This is a genomic window from Methylobacterium sp. 285MFTsu5.1 (assembly GCF_000383455.1).
In the GTDB taxonomy this organism is placed as follows: Bacteria; Pseudomonadota; Alphaproteobacteria; order Rhizobiales; family Beijerinckiaceae; genus Methylobacterium.
In genome coordinates this window covers 15,999-32,223 of record NZ_KB911277.1, presented here as the reverse complement: position 1 = coordinate 32,223, position 16,225 = coordinate 15,999, and the positions used below count along the sequence as shown (strand labels likewise).

Below are 16,225 nucleotides of genomic sequence, written 5' to 3'. Positions count from 1 at the left end.
GAAGGAGCATCCGATGCAGGCCGAGATCGAAGCCCCGACCCGCCCGCAGCCGGCCGGCGCGGGGGCCGCAGGGGCCGCCGGCGACGTGCCGCGCACGATCCGCCTGAGCGACAGCGACAACGTCGCGATCGTGGTCAACGCCTTCGGGCTGCCGGCCGGCACGGTCTTCCCGGACGGGCTGGAACTCGTCGAGTTCGTGCCGCAGGGCCACAAGGTGGCGCTCACCGACATCCCGGAGGGCGGCGAGGTCCGCCGCTACGGCGAGGTGGTGGGCATCGCCACGCAACCGATCCCGCGGGGCGCCTGGGTGGAGGAATCCCGCGTCGCGACGCCGGTCGCCCCCGCCCTCGACGCCCTGGAGATGGCCACCCGCGTGCCGGCCCCCCTGCCCCCGCTCGAGGGCTACACCTTCGAGGGCTATCGCAACCCGGACGGGTCGGTGGGTACCAAGAATATCCTGGCGATCTCGATCAGCGTGCAGTGCGTCGCCGGCACCCTCGACGTTGCGATCCGGCGGATCAAGCAGGAGCTGCTGCCGCGCTACCCCAACGTCGACGACGTGGTCGGCCTGACCCACGCCTACGGCTGCGGCGTCGCCATCAACGCTCCCGAGGCGGTGGTGCCGATCCGGACGCTCCAGAGCCTCGCGCAGAACCCGAATTTCGGCGGCGAGGTCATGGTCGTCGGCCTCGGCTGCGAGAAGCTCGTCTCGGAGCGGCTCCTGCCCGACAGCGGCGCGGCCGGCGACGGGGTGGTGCGGCTGCAGGACGAGCGCCACCGCGGCTTCTCGGCCATGATCGACAGCATCCTGACCATGGCGGAGGCCCGCCTGGAGGTGCTGAACCGCCGGACCCGCGAGACCTGCCCGGCCTCCGAGCTGGTCGTCGGCCTGCAATGCGGCGGCAGCGACGCGTTCTCGGGCGTCACCGCCAACCCGGCGCTCGGCTTCGCGGCCGACCTGCTGGTCCGCTGCGGCGCCACCGTGATGTTCTCCGAGGTGACGGAGGTGCGCGACGCGATCCACCTCCTCACCCCCCGGGCGAAGAGCCCGGAGGTCGCCGCGGCGCTGGTCCGCGAGATGGCGTGGTACGACGCCTACCTCGCCAAGGGCGAGGCCGACCGCCGGGCCAACCCGTCGCCGGGCAACAAGAAGGGCGGCCTCAACAACATCGTGGAGAAGGCGCTGGGCTCGGTCGCCAAATCGGGCACGAGCGCGATCTCGGGGGTCCTGGCGCCGGGCGAGCGCGTCCGCGAGAAGGGCCTGATCTTCGCCGCGACCCCGGCGAGCGACTTCGTCTGCGGCACGCTGCAGCTCGCCTCGGGCATCACCCTGCAGGTCTTCTCCACCGGCCGCGGCACGCCCTACGGGCTCGCCCAAGCGCCGGTGATCAAGGTCGCCACCCGCACGGAGCTGGCCGAGCGCTGGTCCGACCTGATCGACCTCGATGCCGGCCGCATCGCCACAGGCGCGGCGACGATCGAGGAGGTCGGCTGGGAGCTGTTCCACCTGATCCTCGACGTCGCGAGCGGGCGCAAGCGCCCCTGGTCGGACCGGTGGGGGCTGTTCAACGACCTGACCCTGTTCAACCCCGCGCCGATCACCTGAGACTCACCGGCGGGACGGCCGGACGGTCGGGCGGGGCATGCGTCCCGCCGCGTCGTCAGCGTGGCCGGACTCTGCTAGGCAGCCGGCACCGCCATGACGCTGCCGATTCCCTCCCTCCGGACCCTGCTCTTCCGCCTGCACTGGGCGCTCGGCCTCACCGCCGGCCTCGTCCTCGCCCTGATGGGCCTGACCGGGGCGCTGATGAGCTACGAGGAGGCGGTCACCGCCTTCGCCAACCGCGACCGGCTCGAGGTCGCGCCCGCCGGGCGGACGGCGCTGCCCCCCGCGGCGCTGGCGGCGCGGATCGACGCGCAGGCGGGCGGCCGCGTCGCCAACGTGCTGACCCTGTCGGACGACCCGCGCGCGAGCGTCCACGTCCGCTTCGCCCGCGACCCCGAGACCCGCGCGCGGCCGCCCGCCGCCTACGCCGACCCCTACGACGGCGCGCTGCTCGGCCCGGTGCGGCTGGAGGGCGCCTTCACGACGGTGCGGGACCTGCACCGCTGGCTGCTGCTGCCCGGCGGGTCCAAGGGCTGGGGCCGCACCGTGACGGGCGCCTGCACCCTGGCGCTGCTGGCCTTCCTGGCGACCGGCCTCTACCTGCGCTGGCCCCGGATCCACCGCTGGCGGATCTGGCTGAAGCCGGCCCTGTCGCGGCCCGGCCGGCCGCGCTGGTGGTCGCTGCACGCCGTGGTCGGGACCTGGCTCCTGCCGGTCTACCTAGTCATCGCGCTGAGCGGCCTGACGTGGTCCTACCCGTGGTTCAAGGACGGCGCGACGCGGCTGCTCGTGGGCGCCCCCGACGCCGCGAAGCCGGCCGGCCGCAGGGCCGCCGGAAAACCGGCCGATCCCGCCGCCGACGGCGCGGCCGTCGACCGCGCCTGGGCGGATTTCCGCGCGCGGACCGGCGCGGAGGCCGGGACGGCGGTCCTGACTTTGCCGGGCGCCGACACGAAGGCGATCCGCATCCGCTGGCTGCCGAAGGGCGTCGACGCGCCGAGCGCCCGCAACGAGATCCGCTACGATCCCGCCACGGGCGCGCTGCTGGCCTCCGAGCGGGCCGCCGACGCGCCGCTGGGCCGGCGCCTCCTGGACAACGTCCTGGAGGTGCATCGCGGCCGCTTCTTCGGCGACCTCGTCGCGCTGCTGTTCTGCCTCGCGGCGCTGGCCATGCCGGGCTTCGCGGCGACCGGCCTGACGCTCTACGTCCTGCGCCGCCGCGCCGGCGCCCGCCGCAGGACCGTCGCGGCCGGGGCGCCGGCGGGCGCGGTCCGCACGGCGAGCCCCTGACGGCGGGCCTCCGGCGGCGCCAGCGTTCGATGACACCCACCCCGTCGCGCGGACGGCGGGGCGGCGATCCGCGCCCCGACGGGCCCGGCCGCTCGGGCGATGCGGCCCGCCCGTCAGAGCCGGGCGGTGATCGTCGCCAGCACCGTGAACGGCGCCCCGGGGGTGTTGTTGGTCGCGTTGGTCGGCGCCTCGATGTAGCGCGCGTTCGTCAGGTTGCGCATGTTCACCGACAGGCGCCAGTGGGCGTCGAAATCGTAGTACACGAGCGCGTCGAGCCGGTTGTAGGCGCCCACGGTGAAGCTGTTGTCGAGGTCGCCGTAGCGTCGGCCGACATGGGTGACGCCGAAGCCGAGCCCGAGCCCGCGCAGCGGGCCGTCCTGGAACGCGTAGGTCGTCCACAGGCTGCCGCTGAACACCGGCACGCCGGTGAGCCGGTTGCCGACCGCGAAGGTCGTGTCCTTGGTGATCCGCGCGTCGATCAGGCCGACACTGCCGATGATGCTCCAGCCGGGCAGGATCTCGCCGGCCAGGTCGGCCTCGACACCCCGCGACCGCTGCTGGCCGGTGATGACGGAGAAGGTCGGATTGCGCGGGTCGGTGGCCGCGACGTTGTCCCGGACGATCTGGAAGGCGGCCGCGCTCAGGGTCAGGCCGGGCGTGAGATCGACCCGGGTGCCGGCCTCGACCTGCTCGCCCGTGCTGGGCGGGGGGCTCGCCACGTTCAGCACGCTGGCGGTCTGCGGCAGGAACGACGTGGCGTAGCTCGCGTAGAAGGTCAGCGGCTCGAACGGCCGGTAGATCAGCCCGACCCGCGGCGAGGCGCCGAACAGGGTCTGCTCGGGCGGCTGGGTCCGCGAGGCCGGCTGGCGGTTGAAATAGTACTGGCTGCCGAGATCGAACCGGGCGCCGACGACGAGCTGCAGGCCCGGCGCCAGCACGATCTGGTCCTGGACGTAGAGCCCGAACACTTCCAGCTTCTGCTTCAGGTCGGCCTGGAACTGGAGCGGCTGGAAGGCCGCGCCGAACATCGGGTTGAGGAAGCTGACCGGGGCGAGGTTGCCCTGCTGGGAGAAGGCGTGGCGGAAGCCGTTCGAGTACTCGAACCCGAGGAGCGCCGTATGGGCGAAGCCGAAGGTGTCGAACTTCATCACGGCCTCGGTCTGGCTGTCGACCGCGGCGAAGCGCGAATTGACCGTGGCTTCGCGCCGGCTCAGCAGCGTGCCGGCATTGTTGACCGATAGGGCACGGGCGGCGAACACGTCGAACGTGCCCCATTGCCCGGCGATGACCTGCCGGAGCGTCAGGTTCTCGTTGACGTCGTGCTCGGCGCGCATGGTGATCGTGTTGAACGCGCCGAAGTAGCGCGAGGACGGCTCACCGTAGAACCGGCCGATGTTGTCGAGCGGGACGCGGCCGCGGAAGGCCACCAGCCCCTCGTCGTACTGGGTGTGCTGGTTGGTGAATTCCGAGTTCACGTAGACCCGGGTGTCGGCGCTCGGCGTCCAGCTGAAGGCCGGCGCCACGAAGACGCGCCGGTTGGTGTCGCCACCGTAATTGCGGAAGGTCGGATCCTCCTGGGCGGCGAAGCTGAGACGCGCGGCGAGGCCCTCGACGGCGGGCAGCGCGCTCGACACGGAGCCCTGGAACCGCCGGAAGCCGAAGCTGCCGCCCTGCACGCTCGCGTCGGCCGTGGGCTCGAAGGTGGGCCGGCGGGTCACGATGTTGATGACGCCGCCGGGATCGCCCCGGCCGAACAGCACGGAGGCCGGGCCCTTGATCACCTCGACGCGCTCGGCGTCCACGAGGTCCCGTGTGACCGGGTAGAAGTTGATGGCCGGGTCGACCAGCACGCCGTCGACGGCGAAGACCTGGGTGGAGAAGCCGCGGATCAGGTAGTTCTGCGACCGTCCCTGCACCGTGCTGCCGAGAACCACGTTGCTGACGTTGGTCACGGCATCGGTGAGCCGCAGATCCTGCTGGTCGGTGATCACCGAGCGGGACACGACGTTGATCGATTGCGGCGAGTCGCGCACCGGCGTGTCGGTGCGCGTGGCGGTCGCCGAGCGCGTCGCCCGATAGCCGGTGACGGGACCGTCGGCCCGCTCGCTGACCGGGCCCGTGCCCGCAACGCTGAGTTCGGAGAGCACGACCTCGTCGGCGGCCGGGTCGGATTGCGCGCGGATCTCTGTCGGCGCGAGCAGGAGGAGCGACGTCGCGAGTCCGGTGCTGCAGATATTCAGGCGCGACCGGCAGTATTTGATGCGATCGACGACGTCGATCCGGGCGGCGGGCATGATTTAAAATCGTTCTCAAGAGCGACGTATCGACGCGGTGCGGTGTTTCTAGAGTGCAAACGCCGTCGTTTCTCAACGCCGATCGGGAAAGCCGCGGGTGACGCGCGCATCCTCTGCCCGGATGTGGCGCGGAAGGCACGCTTTGAGGGGCAATGCTTTGAAATCATTCAAAGATGCCAACTACAGAGTGTGTAATGCGTGCCCTTCGCAACCGGCTGAATCCCGGGCCGCGGGCCGACTCACGCCGTCGCGTCTGTCAGGGGACCGGGCGTGATCGCGCGGGATCGCCCGGGAGAACGGCCGGCCGGCCCGCGCGAGGGGGGAAACGCGGACCGGCCGGCGTACCGCGCGCCGTGTCCGACGCGCGATCGTCGATGGCGGTTCGACCGGCGCGCCGCCGGTGCGTCCCGAGGGCGCGGCGGCGGCGGTGCCGGGATCAGCGGCCGGCGTGTCGGCCTGCGAGCGGCGGGGCCGGCAGGCGACCGTCGAGCCCGGCGTCGAGGAGCGCGTGGAGCTGGGCGATCGCCGCGGCGACGTCGTAGTCGGGCAGCGCGGCCCGGCCGACGACGATCCCCTTCATCAGCGGCGCGAGCAGGGCGTAGAGCCCGGCCGGATCGCATCCCGGCGCGGTGGCGAGCGCCGCCAGGGTCGCCACGAACCAGTCGCGGCTCTCCGCCTCGGTCCGCGCCGTCATGGCGGCGATGTCCGGGTTGCGGGTCGATTCCGACCAGATCTCCACCCGCAGGGTCGCGGCCTCGCGGGTGATCGACGCGAAGTAGCGGGCGATGATGCCCAGCAACGTCCCGCGCGGATCGCCGCTGCCCTCCATCTCGGCGACCAGGAGCGTGCCGCGCTCGCGCTCGCGCTCCACCAGCCCGAGGACCAGGGCCTCCTTGGATTCGAAGTAGCGGTAGAAGTTGCCCGGACTCATCGCGGCCTCGCGGGCGAGGTCCTGCATGGTGGTGCGATGGAAGCCGTTGCGCGCGAAGCAGGTCTCGGCGGCGTCGAGGATGTGCTCGCGCCGGGCGGACGGGTTGCCGCGGGCCTCCGCCGCCCTGTCCGCCGCGACGGTCACGATCCCGGCTGCGCCGTGACGGCGACCGGGGCGACGCGGCTCTGGTCCTTGCCCAGGCTGGCGACGGCGCAGGATTGCGGTCCCTGATGCAGGTCCGCGCAGATCCGGGCCTGCCAGCCGTCCGGGCCGGCGCCCGTCCAGTTGATCAGGGCCAGCCAGGCGAGGGCCAGGACGGCGCCGAAGGTCAGGTTGGCGGGGGTGCAGACGGCGCGGACGAGGGCGAGGGCGCCCGGGCCGCGGGCGCCGAAACGCTCGGCATCGAGATCGGACCAGCGGCCTTCGAGTGTGAGAGCCATCGCGCGCTCCTGTTTGCCCCACCCTTATAATGAACGTTCATTCTCATGTCAATGAACGTTCATTCTCATCGGGGGCGATGGGTTGCGACGACAGCGCACCGCTGGGACGGGGATATGCGAGGGCGGGGATCTACCGGGCGTGCCGGCGCGAGCGCGGCCGGGTCTCCGGCGGCGGTTCCGGTTATCTCGGAACGGCCGTCCGGATCCACGCATGGGCGGGGAGTTCCTCCGGGGCTCGGATCCCTCGCGCCGCGGCCCGGCCGCCCGGGATCGGCGCGCGGCTCCGGTCAGGGCGGGGCCGGGCCGCGACCCGCATTCCGCAACCCTGCCCGCGACCCTGCCGCCGCGGCCTCGCGGTCCCGGCGCGTCCGGAAGCGCCGTCCCGGACGCGCGCGGCCTTTCATCAGCCGAGCGTGGCCGGCTTGAGGGCGCCGGTCCGCTCGTGGAAGTCCGGGCCGTTGGTGGTCCGCGCCACGTGGCCGGCGCGGATCAGGTAGTCGCCGAAATGCTCGCCCGGCTGCCGGCCCTTCGCGTAGTCGGCGAAGAGCGGGTCGAGGGTGTCGCGGATCTCGGAGGCCGCCACGTCCTCCCGGTAGAGCTTGCTGAGCCGCGAGCCGTCGTGGGCGGCGCCCAGGTAGAGGTGGTAGCGCTCGGGGCCGCGGCCGACGAGGCCGATCTCCGAGATGAACGGCCGGGCGCAGCCGTTCGGGCAGCCGGTGGAGCGGATCGTGATCTCCTCCTCGGCGAGCCCGTGGGACGCGAGGCTCTCCTCCAGCTCGGTCATCAGGTCCGGCAGGTAGCGCTCGCTCTCGGCGAGCGCGAGGCCGCAGGTCGGCAGGGCCACGCAGGCGATCGAGCTGCGCCGCAGCGCGCTCGCGCCCCGGGTCAGGCCGTACTCGTCGACCAGCGCGTCGATCTCGGCGCGCTTCTCGGCCGGGACGTTGGCGATGATGACGTTCTGGTTGCCGGTGAGGCGGAAATCGCCCTGATGCACCTCGGCGATGCGGCGCAGGCCCGAGAGGAACTGCGCGCCGCCCGCGATGTCCTTGATCCGGCCCGAGGGCACGTAGAGGGTCAGGTGGTGGCGGCCGTCGTCGCCCTCGACCCAGCCGTAGCGGTCGCCGTTGCCCGTGAAGGTGAAGGGCTTGGGCGCGCCGAGCTTCTTGCCGGCGCGCTTCTCGACCTCGGCCCGGAAGGCGTCGAGGCCGTAGCGCTCGATCGTGTACTTGAGCCGGGCGTTCTTGCGGTTCTTGCGGTTGCCCCAGTCGCGCTGGACGGTCATCACCGCCTCGGCGACCTTCAGGGCGTCCTCGGGCTTCACGAAGCCCATCACGTCGGCGGTGCGCGGGAAGGTGTCGGGCTCGCCGTGGGTCATGCCCATGCCGCCGCCCACCGTCACGTTCCAGCCGGTGACCTGGTTCTTCTTGTCGAGGATCGCGATGAAGCCGAGGTCGTGGGCGAAGATGTCGACCTCGTTGGAGGGCGGCACCGCCACGACGGTCTTGAACTTCCGCGGCAGGTAGGTCCGGCCGTAGACCGGCTCGACCTCGGCCTCCTCCTCGCCGCCGACCACGCGCTCGCCGTCGAGCCAGATCTCCCGCCACGCGCTGGTCTTGGGCAGCAGCGAGTCGGAGATGTCCTTGGCGAGCTGGTAGGCGGCCTTGTGGGCGCCGGTCTGAGCGGGGTTCGTCGCCGCCATGACGTTGCGGTTGACGTCGCCGCAGGCCGCGATCGTGTCGAGCAGCGCGCCGTCGATGGCGGCCATCGTGCGCTTCAGGTTCGACTTGATCACGCCGTGGTACTGGAAGGTCTGGCGCGTGGTCGCGCGCAGCGCCCCGCCCGCGTAGGTCCGGGCGATGTCGTCGAGGATCAGCCACTGCTTCGGGGTGATGACGCCGCCGGCGATGCGCAGGCGGATCATGAAGCTGTAGGCCTTGTCGAGCTTCTTCTTGGTCCGCTCGGGGCGCAGGTCGCGGTCGTCCTGCAGGTACATCCCGTGGAACTTCACGAGCTGCCCGTCATCCTCCGAGATCGCCCCGGTGGCGTGCTTCAGGAGGCCGTCCGCCAGGGTGCCGCGGAGGTAGCCGCTGGCGATCTTGATGTGCTCGTTCGCGGCGAGTTTCTCCGCGCGCGCGGCCTCGGCGTCCGTGATCGGGCGCGCGGTCGGCGGGGTCTCGTAGACGCGCTTGGCCGGGGCGGTGATCGGGCCGGGGGCCGGGGTCTCGGCGGCGTCGCGGGGGCTGTGGTCGTCCATGGGGTGAATCCGTCTGTCTGAACGCGTCTTCCTCCCCGATCGGGAGGTGGCGAGCGGAGCGAAGCCGGTGCAGGACTGGAACCGGATCCGCGACCCGCCCCCTCTCCCGTGCGGGAGCGGGTCGGCGTGAGGGGTGCGCCCTCTCCGGAAAGACCTGATCCCTCACCCTGTCCCTCTCCCGCCCGGGAGCGGGGACCTGCGTCCCGCCTGTCTCTGCCGCATCTCGTTGAAGGCCCCCCGCGGTGCGGGGAGCGGTGTGTCCTCAGTAAACGTCCTGCTGGTAGCGGTGGCTGCGCTCCAGCGCCGCGACCTGCGCCTCGGCTTCGGCGGCGCTGAGGCCCTTCGCGCTCTGGTACGCGCCCACCACGGCGGCGCGCACGTCCTTGGCCATGGCCTTGGCATCGCCGCAGACGTAGAGATGCGCGCCCCCGTCCAGCCAGGAGACCAACTCCTGCGCGTGCTGGGTGATCCGGTCCTGCACGTAGACCTTCTCCGGCTGGTCCCGCGAGAAGGCCACGTCGATCTTCGTGAGCGACCCGTCCTCCAGGGCGTCCTGCCACTCGAGCTGGTACAGGAAGTCGTGGGTGAAGTGCCGGTCGCCGAAGAACAGCCACGACCGCCCCGGGGCCTCCACTGCGCGGCGCTCCTGCACGAAGGCGCGGAACGGCGCGACGCCGGTGCCCGGCCCGACCATGATGATGTCGGTGGCCGGATCCTGCGGCAGGCGGAAGTGGCGGTTCGGCTTCAGCCGCACCCGCAGCTTGGCGCCGTCGCGGATGCGGTCGGCGACGTGGACCGAGGCGACGCCCGAGCGGGCGCGGCCGTGGGTCTCGTAGCGCACCGCCGCGATCGCGAGGTGGACCTCGTCGCCCACCTCCTTGCGCGAGGAGGCGATCGAGTAGGCCCGCGGCGGCAACGGCCGGGTGATGGTGCCGATGTGATCGGCCGTGAGCTTCGCCGGGTAGGTCTCCAGCAGGTCGATCAGGTGGCGGCCCTCGATCCAGGCCTTGGCCTCGCCGCTGTCGATGAGCGTCTGCGCCTCCGCGTGGCCGGTCGCCTTCACGAAGCGCTCGATCGTGGCGGCCGAGAGCGTGGTGATGTCCCGCTCGGCGAGCAGAGCCGTGCGCAGGGCCTCGTCGCCGGAGAGCCCGGCGGCGTTCAGGATCTCGTCCACGAGCTGCGGGTCGTTCTCGGGATAGATCTCCAGCGAATCGCCGGGCTCGTAGGCCGGCGCGCCGTCCTCGAAGGCGAGCGCGAGGTGGATCGTCTCCTTGTCGGAGCGCGACGAGTTGAGGTTCACGTGCTCGACGACCTCGACCACGACGGGCTCGCGGCTCGGCTCGGCGTCGTCGTCCTCGCCGGCGCCGGCGCGGGCGAAGTCCACCGCCACGACGTTGTCGGGCTGCTCGGCCGGGGCGAGCGCCTTCAGCGCGCCCTTGATCCAGTCGGCGGCGGGCTTCTCGAAATCGAGGTCGAGGTCGGCCCGCTCGGCGGCGCGCTTGGCGCCGAGCGCCTCGAAGCGCGCGTCGAGCGCCTTCCCGATGGCGCAGAACTCCGCGTAGGACGTGTCGCCGAGCGACAGGACCGCGAACTCGACGCCGTCGAGGCGCGGGGCGCCCTCCCCCATCAGCTCGCCGTAGGCCCGCACGGCCCGGGCCGGCGGCTCGCCCTCGCCCCAGGTGGCCGCGATGGCGATCAGCTTGCCGGCCTTGGGCAGGGTCGCGACGTCGAGGTCGGCGAAGTCCACCACCTTCGGCTTGAAGCCCTGCTTGCGCGCGAGCTTGGCGACGTTGCCGGCGAGCGCCTCGGAGTTCCCCGATTCGCTGGCGTAGATCACCGTCAGCGGCGCGGCGGCCTTGGGCGGGGCGGCCGGTACCGCGGCCGGCTGGCCGCCCGCGGCGTCGAGGCCCGCCAGGAAGCCGGCGAGCCAGGCGCGCTGCGTGGGGCTCGCGGTGCCGAGCACCGCGTCGAGGCTGGCGCGCTCGCCGTCCCCGAACGGGGCGGTGCGCGGGAGGAGATTCTGGCGGGACATCACGGGACCATGTCGGGGCCGGCGCGGCCGGTGTCAATCGAGAAACGTTCGTTTTGCAGAACGGGTGGCGTATAGGACATCACGTTCGCTGCACTGCGAAAAAAGAGAATATCATTCTCCAACCACGGCGAGGACGGGGGCCGTCCCCGGCAGGTGCCGCCCGTTCTTCGGGGGCGCCGGCAGCGGCAGGGCCGTGGTGGATTTCACCTTCTCCATCGCGAAGCGGGAGGTGACGTTCTTGAGCGGCAGCACCGCGATGAGGTGCTTGTAGAAGCTGTCATAGGCCTGCATGTCGGCGACGACGACCCGCAGCATGTAGTCCACGTCGCCGGCCATCCGGTAGAACTCGAGCACCTCCGGCATGGCCGAGACGGTTGCGGCGAAGCGCTGCAGCCACTCCTGGGAATGGTCCGCGGTCTCGATGGAGACGAACACGGTCAGCCCGAGGCCGAGCTTCACCGGATCGAGCACCGCCACGCGCCGGTCGATGACCCCGTCGGCCTCCAGCTTCTGGATGCGCTTCCAGCACGGCGTCTGGGACAGGCCCACGCGCTCGCCGATCGCCGCGATGGAGAGCGTGGCGTCCGTCTGCAGCAGGGCGAGAATCTTCAGATCGATCGCGTCCAAAGCTGTCTCCGTGGGCTTCCGCCGCGCGCGGGGCGCGAGCGCATATACGTGTCTACCGGGACCAGTGAGAAGAATCTTTTACCTCGGGCCCATGCTGCCCGCGCCGGAAGCTGTGCGCAACCGCACGCCGAACCGCCGGTCCGACCCCGCCAAGCGCGCCGGGGCGCCTTGACTTCGTTCGGTATAGCGAACATTTCGACCGTTCGACAACAGGCACGGCGCTGGCCGTGGCCTTTCCACCACGCGAACCCCGGGACATGGCGCGATGACCCGTCCGGACCGACAGGCGGCCGACTCCCTCGCGGAGCGGCTGTCCGGGCTCGACCTTCCAGGCCGCCTCCACCTGATCGCCGCCGAGATCCCCGGCCGCCTCGTCTTCACGACGAGCCTCGGCGTCGAGGACCAGGCGCTCACCCACGCGCTGGCCATGGCGGGCCTCGCGAAGGGTCGCGTCGAGATCGTCACCCTCGATACCGGCCGCCTCTTCGCCGAGACCTACGACACGTGGACCGAGACCGAGTCGGCCTACGGCATCCGAATCACCGCCTACGCCCCCGAACGCGCGGCCGCCGAGGATTTCGTGCGGAGCGAGGGCATCAACGGCTTCCGGCGCTCGGTGGCGGCCCGTCAGGCCTGCTGCGGCTTCCGCAAAGTCGAGCCGCTCGGCCGCGCGCTCGCCGGCGCGAGCGGCTGGCTCACCGGGCTGCGGGCCGGCCAGTCGGCCAACCGCGCCGAGACGCCGCTCGCCGCCTTCGACGCGGAGCGCGGCCTGATCAAGCTGAACCCGCTGGCCGACTGGTCGCGGGAGCAGGTCGACCGCTTCGTGCGCGACAATTTCGTGCCCTACAACGTCCTGCACGATCGCGGCTTCCCGTCGATCGGCTGCGCCCCCTGCACCCGCGCCGTGAAGCTCGGCGAGCCCGAGCGGGCCGGCCGCTGGTGGTGGGAGCAGGAAGACAAGAAGGAGTGCGGCCTGCACGTCGGACGCCCCGGTGCGGCCGTGCAGCCGGGCCAAGAGCCCGCGATCCTCGAGCCCGCCGCCTTCGAGACCACCCCGAATCAGACAGCCCGCCAGCCGGAGTTCGCCCGATGAGCGCCGCCCTCGCCGCCGTGCAGCCGAGCGCCCCCACGCCCGCACCGACCGCCGCCGACCGCCTCAGCCATCTCAAGCGGCTGGAGGCCGAGAGCATCCACATCTTCCGGGAGACGGTCGCCGAGACCGAGAACCCGGTGATGCTCTACTCGATCGGCAAGGATTCCTCGGTGCTGCTGCACCTCGCCCTCAAGGCCTTCGCGCCCGGGCGGCTGCCGTTCCCGCTGCTCCACGTCGACACGACATGGAAGTTCCGCGAGATGATCGCCTTCCGCGACGCCCGCGCGAAGGAGCTCGGCCTCGACCTCCTGGTCCACACCAACCCGGACGGGCTCGCCCGCGGTGTCGGGCCGGTGAGCCACGGCTCCGAGGTGCACACCGACGTGATGAAGACGCAGGCCCTGCGGCAGGCGCTAGACAAGCACAAGTTCGACGCGGCCTTCGGCGGCGCCCGCCGCGACGAGGAGGCGAGCCGCGCCAAGGAGCGGATCATCTCCCTGCGCACCGCGCAGCACCGCTGGGACCCGAAGCGCCAGCGCGCCGAGCCCTGGCACCTCTACAATCTCAAGAAGAAGCGCGGCGAGTCCCTGCGCGTCTTCCCGCTGTCGAACTGGACCGAGCTCGACATCTGGCTCTACATCGAGCAGGAAAACATTCCGATCGTGCCGCTCTACTTCGCTAAGGAGCGGCCGGTCGTCGAGCGCGAGGGCCAGCTCATCATGGTCGACGACGAGCGCCTGCCGCTCGCGCCGGGCGAGACCCCGCAGCAGCGCCTCGTGCGCTTCCGGACGCTCGGCTGCTACCCGCTCACCGGCGCGGTGGAGAGCGACGCGGCCTCGTTGCCCGAGATCATCGGCGAGACGCTGGCGGCGCGCACCTCGGAGCGGCAGGGCCGGGTGATCGACAAGGACGGGGCCGGCGCCATGGAGCGCAAGAAGCAGGAGGGCTATTTCTGATGACGCTCCACCAGGCTCCCACGGCCTTCACCGACCGGGCCTCCGGCTACGCGGCGTTCCTGACGGCCCACCGCAACAAGGCGGTGCTGCGCTTCATCGCCTGCGGCTCGGTGGATGACGGCAAGTCGACCCTGATCGGGCGGCTCCTGCACGACACCAAGCAGATCTTCGACGACCAGATCTCGGCGCTCCAGCGCGACTCGCGCAAGCACGGGACGCAGGGGCAGGAGATGGACCTCGCGCTGCTCGTCGACGGCCTTCAGGCCGAGCGCGAGCAGGGCATCACCATCGACGTCGCCTACCGGTTCTTCTCCACCGACAAGCGCTCCTTCATCGTGGCCGACACCCCCGGCCACGAGCAGTACACCCGCAACATGGCCACCGGCGCCTCGACGGCGGACGTGGCGGTGATCCTGGTCGACGCCCGCCAGGGCCTGACCCGGCAGACGCGGCGCCACGCGCTGCTCGTGTCGAATCTCGGGATCCGCCGCGTCGTGCTGGCGGTGAACAAGATGGACCTCGCCGGCTGGGCGCAGGGCACCTTCGACGGCATCGTGTCGGGGTTCTCGGACTTCGCCCGCGGGCTGAATTTCTCCGAGGTCAAGGCGATCCCGCTCTCGGCCAAGAACGGCGACAACGTCGTGGACGCGGGCGTCGCGGCGCCCTGGTACACGGGCGGCACCCTGCTCCACTACCTCGAGACCGTGCCGGTCCGCGCGGAGGCACTGAACGCGCCGTTCCGGATGGCGGTGCAGTGGGTCAACCGGCCCAATTCCGAGTTCCGCGGCTACAGCGGCCGGATCGCCAGCGGCCGGGTGCGGCCGGGCGATTCGGTGACGGTCCAGCCCTCCGGCCGGACCTCCACGGTGGCGCGGATCTACACCGCCGACGGCGACCTGCCCGAGGCCGGCGAGGACGAGTCGGTGACCCTGGTGCTGGCCGACCAGATCGACGCCTCCCGCGGGCAGGTGATCGTGGCCACCGACGCGCCGATGCGGGTCACCGAGACCCTCGACGCGCGCCTGTTCTGGGCGGCCGAGACCGATCTCAGCCCGGGCGCGAGCCTGCTCGCCAAGATCGGCACCGCCACGGTCACCGCGACCGTGGAGCGGATCGCCTCGCGGATCGATCCCGAGACCGGCAGGCCCGGCCCGGCCGAGCGCCTGTCGGCGAACGACATCGCCGACGTGAGCCTGCGCTTCGACCGGCCGGTGGCGGTGGACCCGTACGCGGAGAACCGCGAGACCGGCAGCCTGATCCTGATCGACCGCGAGACCACCGATACGGCGGCCCTCGGGCTGGTCCTGGCGCCGAAGGCGGGGGCCGCGCAGGCGGCGACGCCCGGTGCGAAGCCCGCGGACGGGGGCGGCTTCCTCGCCCGTCTCGGTCGCCTGTTCGGGCGCTGAGGACGGTCCCAGCACCCGGGCCGTTCACGGGTGATGGCTGCGACAGTGCCGTCCTCGCGAGCGGAGCGAAGCGATCCGGCCGGCGCGACGACACCTGCCGTCGCGCTGCCCTGGGTCACGTCGCTGCGCTCGTGATGACGGTGCGGGTCGCACCGCTCGGACGACGGATCAGACCAGCCTGAAGCGCAGCTCACCGAGCCCTTCCAGCTCGGACACGACCTCGTCGCCGGGTTTCAGCCACGCGCGGTCCTTGCGCGGGATCTTCTCGCCGAAGATCACCCCCTGCGGGGTCCCGGTGTAGAAGATGTCCCCCGGCTTCAGGGTCATCACCCTCGACGCGAAGCTGATCAGCTGGCGGCAGTTGAAGATCATGTCGTCGGTGCTCCAGTCCTGGCGCACCCGGCCGTTGACCAGCGTCTTGAGCTTGAGGTTGTTCGGGTCCTTCACCCGGTCGGCGGTCACCAGGTAGGGGCCGAGCGGCGCGAACCCGTCCGAGGTCTTGCGATCATGAACTGCGAGGTCAGCGTCTGGAGGTCCCGGGCGCTGAAATCGTTGCCCGTGCAGTAGCCGGCGAGATAATCGAGGGCGTCCGCCTCGGACACGTTCCGGCACTCGCGGCCGAACACCATCACCAGCTCGGTCTCGTAGTCGAATTCCCGCGCCGCCTGAGTCGGCAGCGCGATCGTGCCGCCGTGGTGGTTCAGGGCGTTGTTGTACTTGTTGAACAGCGGCGGGTCCTTGGGGATCGGCGTGCCGGTCTCCTCCGCGTGGTGGCGGTAGTTGAAGCCCATCATGATGATCTTCTCGGGCCGCGTGACCACCGGCGCGTAGGCGACGTCGGCTTCCGCCAGCACGAAGCGCCCGTCGGGCGCGGCCTCGACCGCGTCGATCAGGGCGCGCAGGGCCGGGCCGCGCCCGTTCTGGAGAAGGTCGTCCATGTCGGCGGGGACCGGCATCCCGAGCGCCCGGCCGGCGGCCTCGACGTCGAGAACGCCGTCCTTCGTCTTCACGCCCAGGGCGTAGCCGTCGCCGCGGCGCATGTTGAGGAGGACCATGTCGCGGGGCATGCCGAAGGGCGGCGCCCCCGCCGGCGTGGATTTCGGAGCCGCCGTGCGCTCCTCGGCGGCCCGGGCCGGCGCCGCGGCGGCGGCGGCGAGGCCCGCGGCCGTGGCGGTCAGGAATTCGCGTCGGTTGCCCATGCTGCCTCTCCTCCGGTCGGCCCGTCTGGTCGCGGGCGTGAACCGGGGGGAGCCTGCACGGCCGGCCTCGCCGCCGCCAGCGCCCGCGGCGGGGGCG

General features: G+C 71.8%; 13 protein-coding genes. 5 read left to right on the top strand and 8 right to left on the bottom strand.

The window, feature by feature from the left end; translation table 11 throughout:
- The first annotated feature begins 13 nt into the window (after positions 1 to 13).
- Together garD and H288_RS0113930 are read left to right on the top strand one after the other, a co-directional pair.
- Positions 14 to 1,606: a galactarate dehydratase gene (gene garD, locus H288_RS0113935; protein ID WP_020093193.1), complete on the top strand. Its 1,593-nt coding sequence runs from the start codon at positions 14 to 16 to the stop codon at positions 1,604 to 1,606.
- A gap of 93 nt (positions 1,607 to 1,699) precedes the next feature.
- Positions 1,700 to 2,896, top strand: a complete 1,197-nt coding sequence (locus tag H288_RS0113930; RefSeq protein ID WP_020093192.1) for a PepSY-associated TM helix domain-containing protein — start codon at positions 1,700 to 1,702, stop codon at positions 2,894 to 2,896.
- A 113-nt stretch (positions 2,897 to 3,009) separates the two neighbouring features.
- Here H288_RS0113930 and H288_RS0113925 read toward each other — a convergent pair whose 3' ends face one another.
- The 6 genes from H288_RS0113925 to H288_RS0113900 form a co-directional block, all read right to left on the bottom strand.
- Positions 3,010 to 5,190 carry a TonB-dependent siderophore receptor gene (locus H288_RS0113925; protein ID WP_020093191.1) on the bottom strand — a complete coding sequence of 727 codons (2,181 nt, stop codon included), beginning with the start codon at positions 5,188 to 5,190 and terminating at the stop codon, positions 3,010 to 3,012.
- Between the two features lie 436 nt (positions 5,191 to 5,626).
- A complete protein-coding gene (locus tag H288_RS0113920) occupies positions 5,627 to 6,265 on the bottom strand; it encodes a TetR/AcrR family transcriptional regulator (RefSeq protein ID WP_020093190.1) in 639 nt (212 codons plus the stop codon).
- Positions 6,262 to 6,561 carry a hypothetical protein gene (locus tag H288_RS0113915; RefSeq protein ID WP_020093189.1) on the bottom strand — a complete coding sequence of 100 codons (300 nt, stop codon included), beginning with the start codon at positions 6,559 to 6,561 and terminating at the stop codon, positions 6,262 to 6,264. The genes H288_RS0113920 and H288_RS0113915 overlap by 4 nt, the downstream gene beginning before the upstream one ends.
- Before the next feature lie 403 nt (positions 6,562 to 6,964).
- On the bottom strand, positions 6,965 to 8,815 hold the full coding sequence (locus H288_RS0113910; protein ID WP_020093188.1) for an NADPH-dependent assimilatory sulfite reductase hemoprotein subunit: 1,851 nt from the start codon (positions 8,813 to 8,815) through the stop codon (positions 6,965 to 6,967).
- Positions 8,816 to 9,077: 262 nt separating this feature from the next.
- A complete protein-coding gene (locus H288_RS0113905; protein ID WP_020093187.1) occupies positions 9,078 to 10,847 on the bottom strand; it encodes a flavodoxin domain-containing protein in 1,770 nt (589 codons plus the stop codon).
- A 111-nt stretch (positions 10,848 to 10,958) separates the two neighbouring features.
- On the bottom strand, positions 10,959 to 11,474 hold the full coding sequence (locus H288_RS0113900; RefSeq protein ID WP_010686224.1) for an Lrp/AsnC family transcriptional regulator: 516 nt from the start codon (positions 11,472 to 11,474) through the stop codon (positions 10,959 to 10,961).
- Positions 11,475 to 11,739: 265 nt separating this feature from the next.
- Between H288_RS0113900 and H288_RS0113895 the strand changes: the two genes are divergently transcribed.
- Genes H288_RS0113895 through cysN form a run of 3 tightly spaced genes read left to right on the top strand, consistent with a single transcriptional unit; the run spans position 11,740 to position 14,929 of the window.
- The gene (locus H288_RS0113895) at positions 11,740 to 12,567 is read left to right on the top strand and encodes a phosphoadenylyl-sulfate reductase (protein WP_020093186.1); all 828 of its coding nucleotides are present in this window, start codon (positions 11,740 to 11,742) and stop codon (positions 12,565 to 12,567) included.
- A complete protein-coding gene (cysD, locus tag H288_RS0113890) occupies positions 12,564 to 13,523 on the top strand; it encodes a sulfate adenylyltransferase subunit CysD (protein WP_020093185.1) in 960 nt (319 codons plus the stop codon). The genes H288_RS0113895 and cysD overlap by 4 nt, the downstream gene beginning before the upstream one ends.
- On the top strand, positions 13,523 to 14,929 hold the full coding sequence (cysN, locus tag H288_RS0113885; protein WP_020093184.1) for a sulfate adenylyltransferase subunit CysN: 1,407 nt from the start codon (positions 13,523 to 13,525) through the stop codon (positions 14,927 to 14,929). Before cysD ends, cysN begins: the two co-directional genes overlap by 1 nt.
- Positions 14,930 to 15,097: 168 nt before the next feature.
- Here cysN and H288_RS36410 read toward each other — a convergent pair whose 3' ends face one another.
- The gene (locus H288_RS36410; RefSeq protein WP_326491887.1) at positions 15,098 to 15,391 is read right to left on the bottom strand and encodes a fumarylacetoacetate hydrolase family protein; all 294 of its coding nucleotides are present in this window, start codon (positions 15,389 to 15,391) and stop codon (positions 15,098 to 15,100) included.
- A complete protein-coding gene (locus tag H288_RS36405) occupies positions 15,388 to 16,128 on the bottom strand; it encodes a fumarylacetoacetate hydrolase family protein (RefSeq protein ID WP_326491886.1) in 741 nt (246 codons plus the stop codon). Before H288_RS36405 ends, H288_RS36410 begins: the two co-directional genes overlap by 4 nt.
- Between the last annotated feature and the right edge of the window lie 97 nt (positions 16,129 to 16,225).

Coding starts and splice junctions, on each gene's coding strand:
- cysD (WP_020093185.1), top strand. CDS start 12,564: ATGAGCGCCGCCCTCGCCGCCGTGCAGCCGAGCGCCCCCACGCCCGCA.
- garD (WP_020093193.1), top strand. CDS start 14: ATGCAGGCCGAGATCGAAGCCCCGACCCGCCCGCAGCCGGCCGGCGCG.
- H288_RS36405 (WP_326491886.1), bottom strand. CDS start 16,128: ATGGGCAACCGACGCGAATTCCTGACCGCCACGGCCGCGGGCCTCGCC.
- H288_RS0113930 (WP_020093192.1), top strand. CDS start 1,700: ATGACGCTGCCGATTCCCTCCCTCCGGACCCTGCTCTTCCGCCTGCAC.
- H288_RS0113915 (WP_020093189.1), bottom strand. CDS start 6,561: ATGGCTCTCACACTCGAAGGCCGCTGGTCCGATCTCGATGCCGAGCGT.
- H288_RS0113910 (WP_020093188.1), bottom strand. CDS start 8,815: ATGGACGACCACAGCCCCCGCGACGCCGCCGAGACCCCGGCCCCCGGC.
- H288_RS0113895 (WP_020093186.1), top strand. CDS start 11,740: ATGACCCGTCCGGACCGACAGGCGGCCGACTCCCTCGCGGAGCGGCTG.
- cysN (WP_020093184.1), top strand. CDS start 13,523: ATGACGCTCCACCAGGCTCCCACGGCCTTCACCGACCGGGCCTCCGGC.
- H288_RS0113905 (WP_020093187.1), bottom strand. CDS start 10,847: ATGTCCCGCCAGAATCTCCTCCCGCGCACCGCCCCGTTCGGGGACGGC.
- H288_RS0113925 (WP_020093191.1), bottom strand. CDS start 5,190: ATGCCCGCCGCCCGGATCGACGTCGTCGATCGCATCAAATACTGCCGG.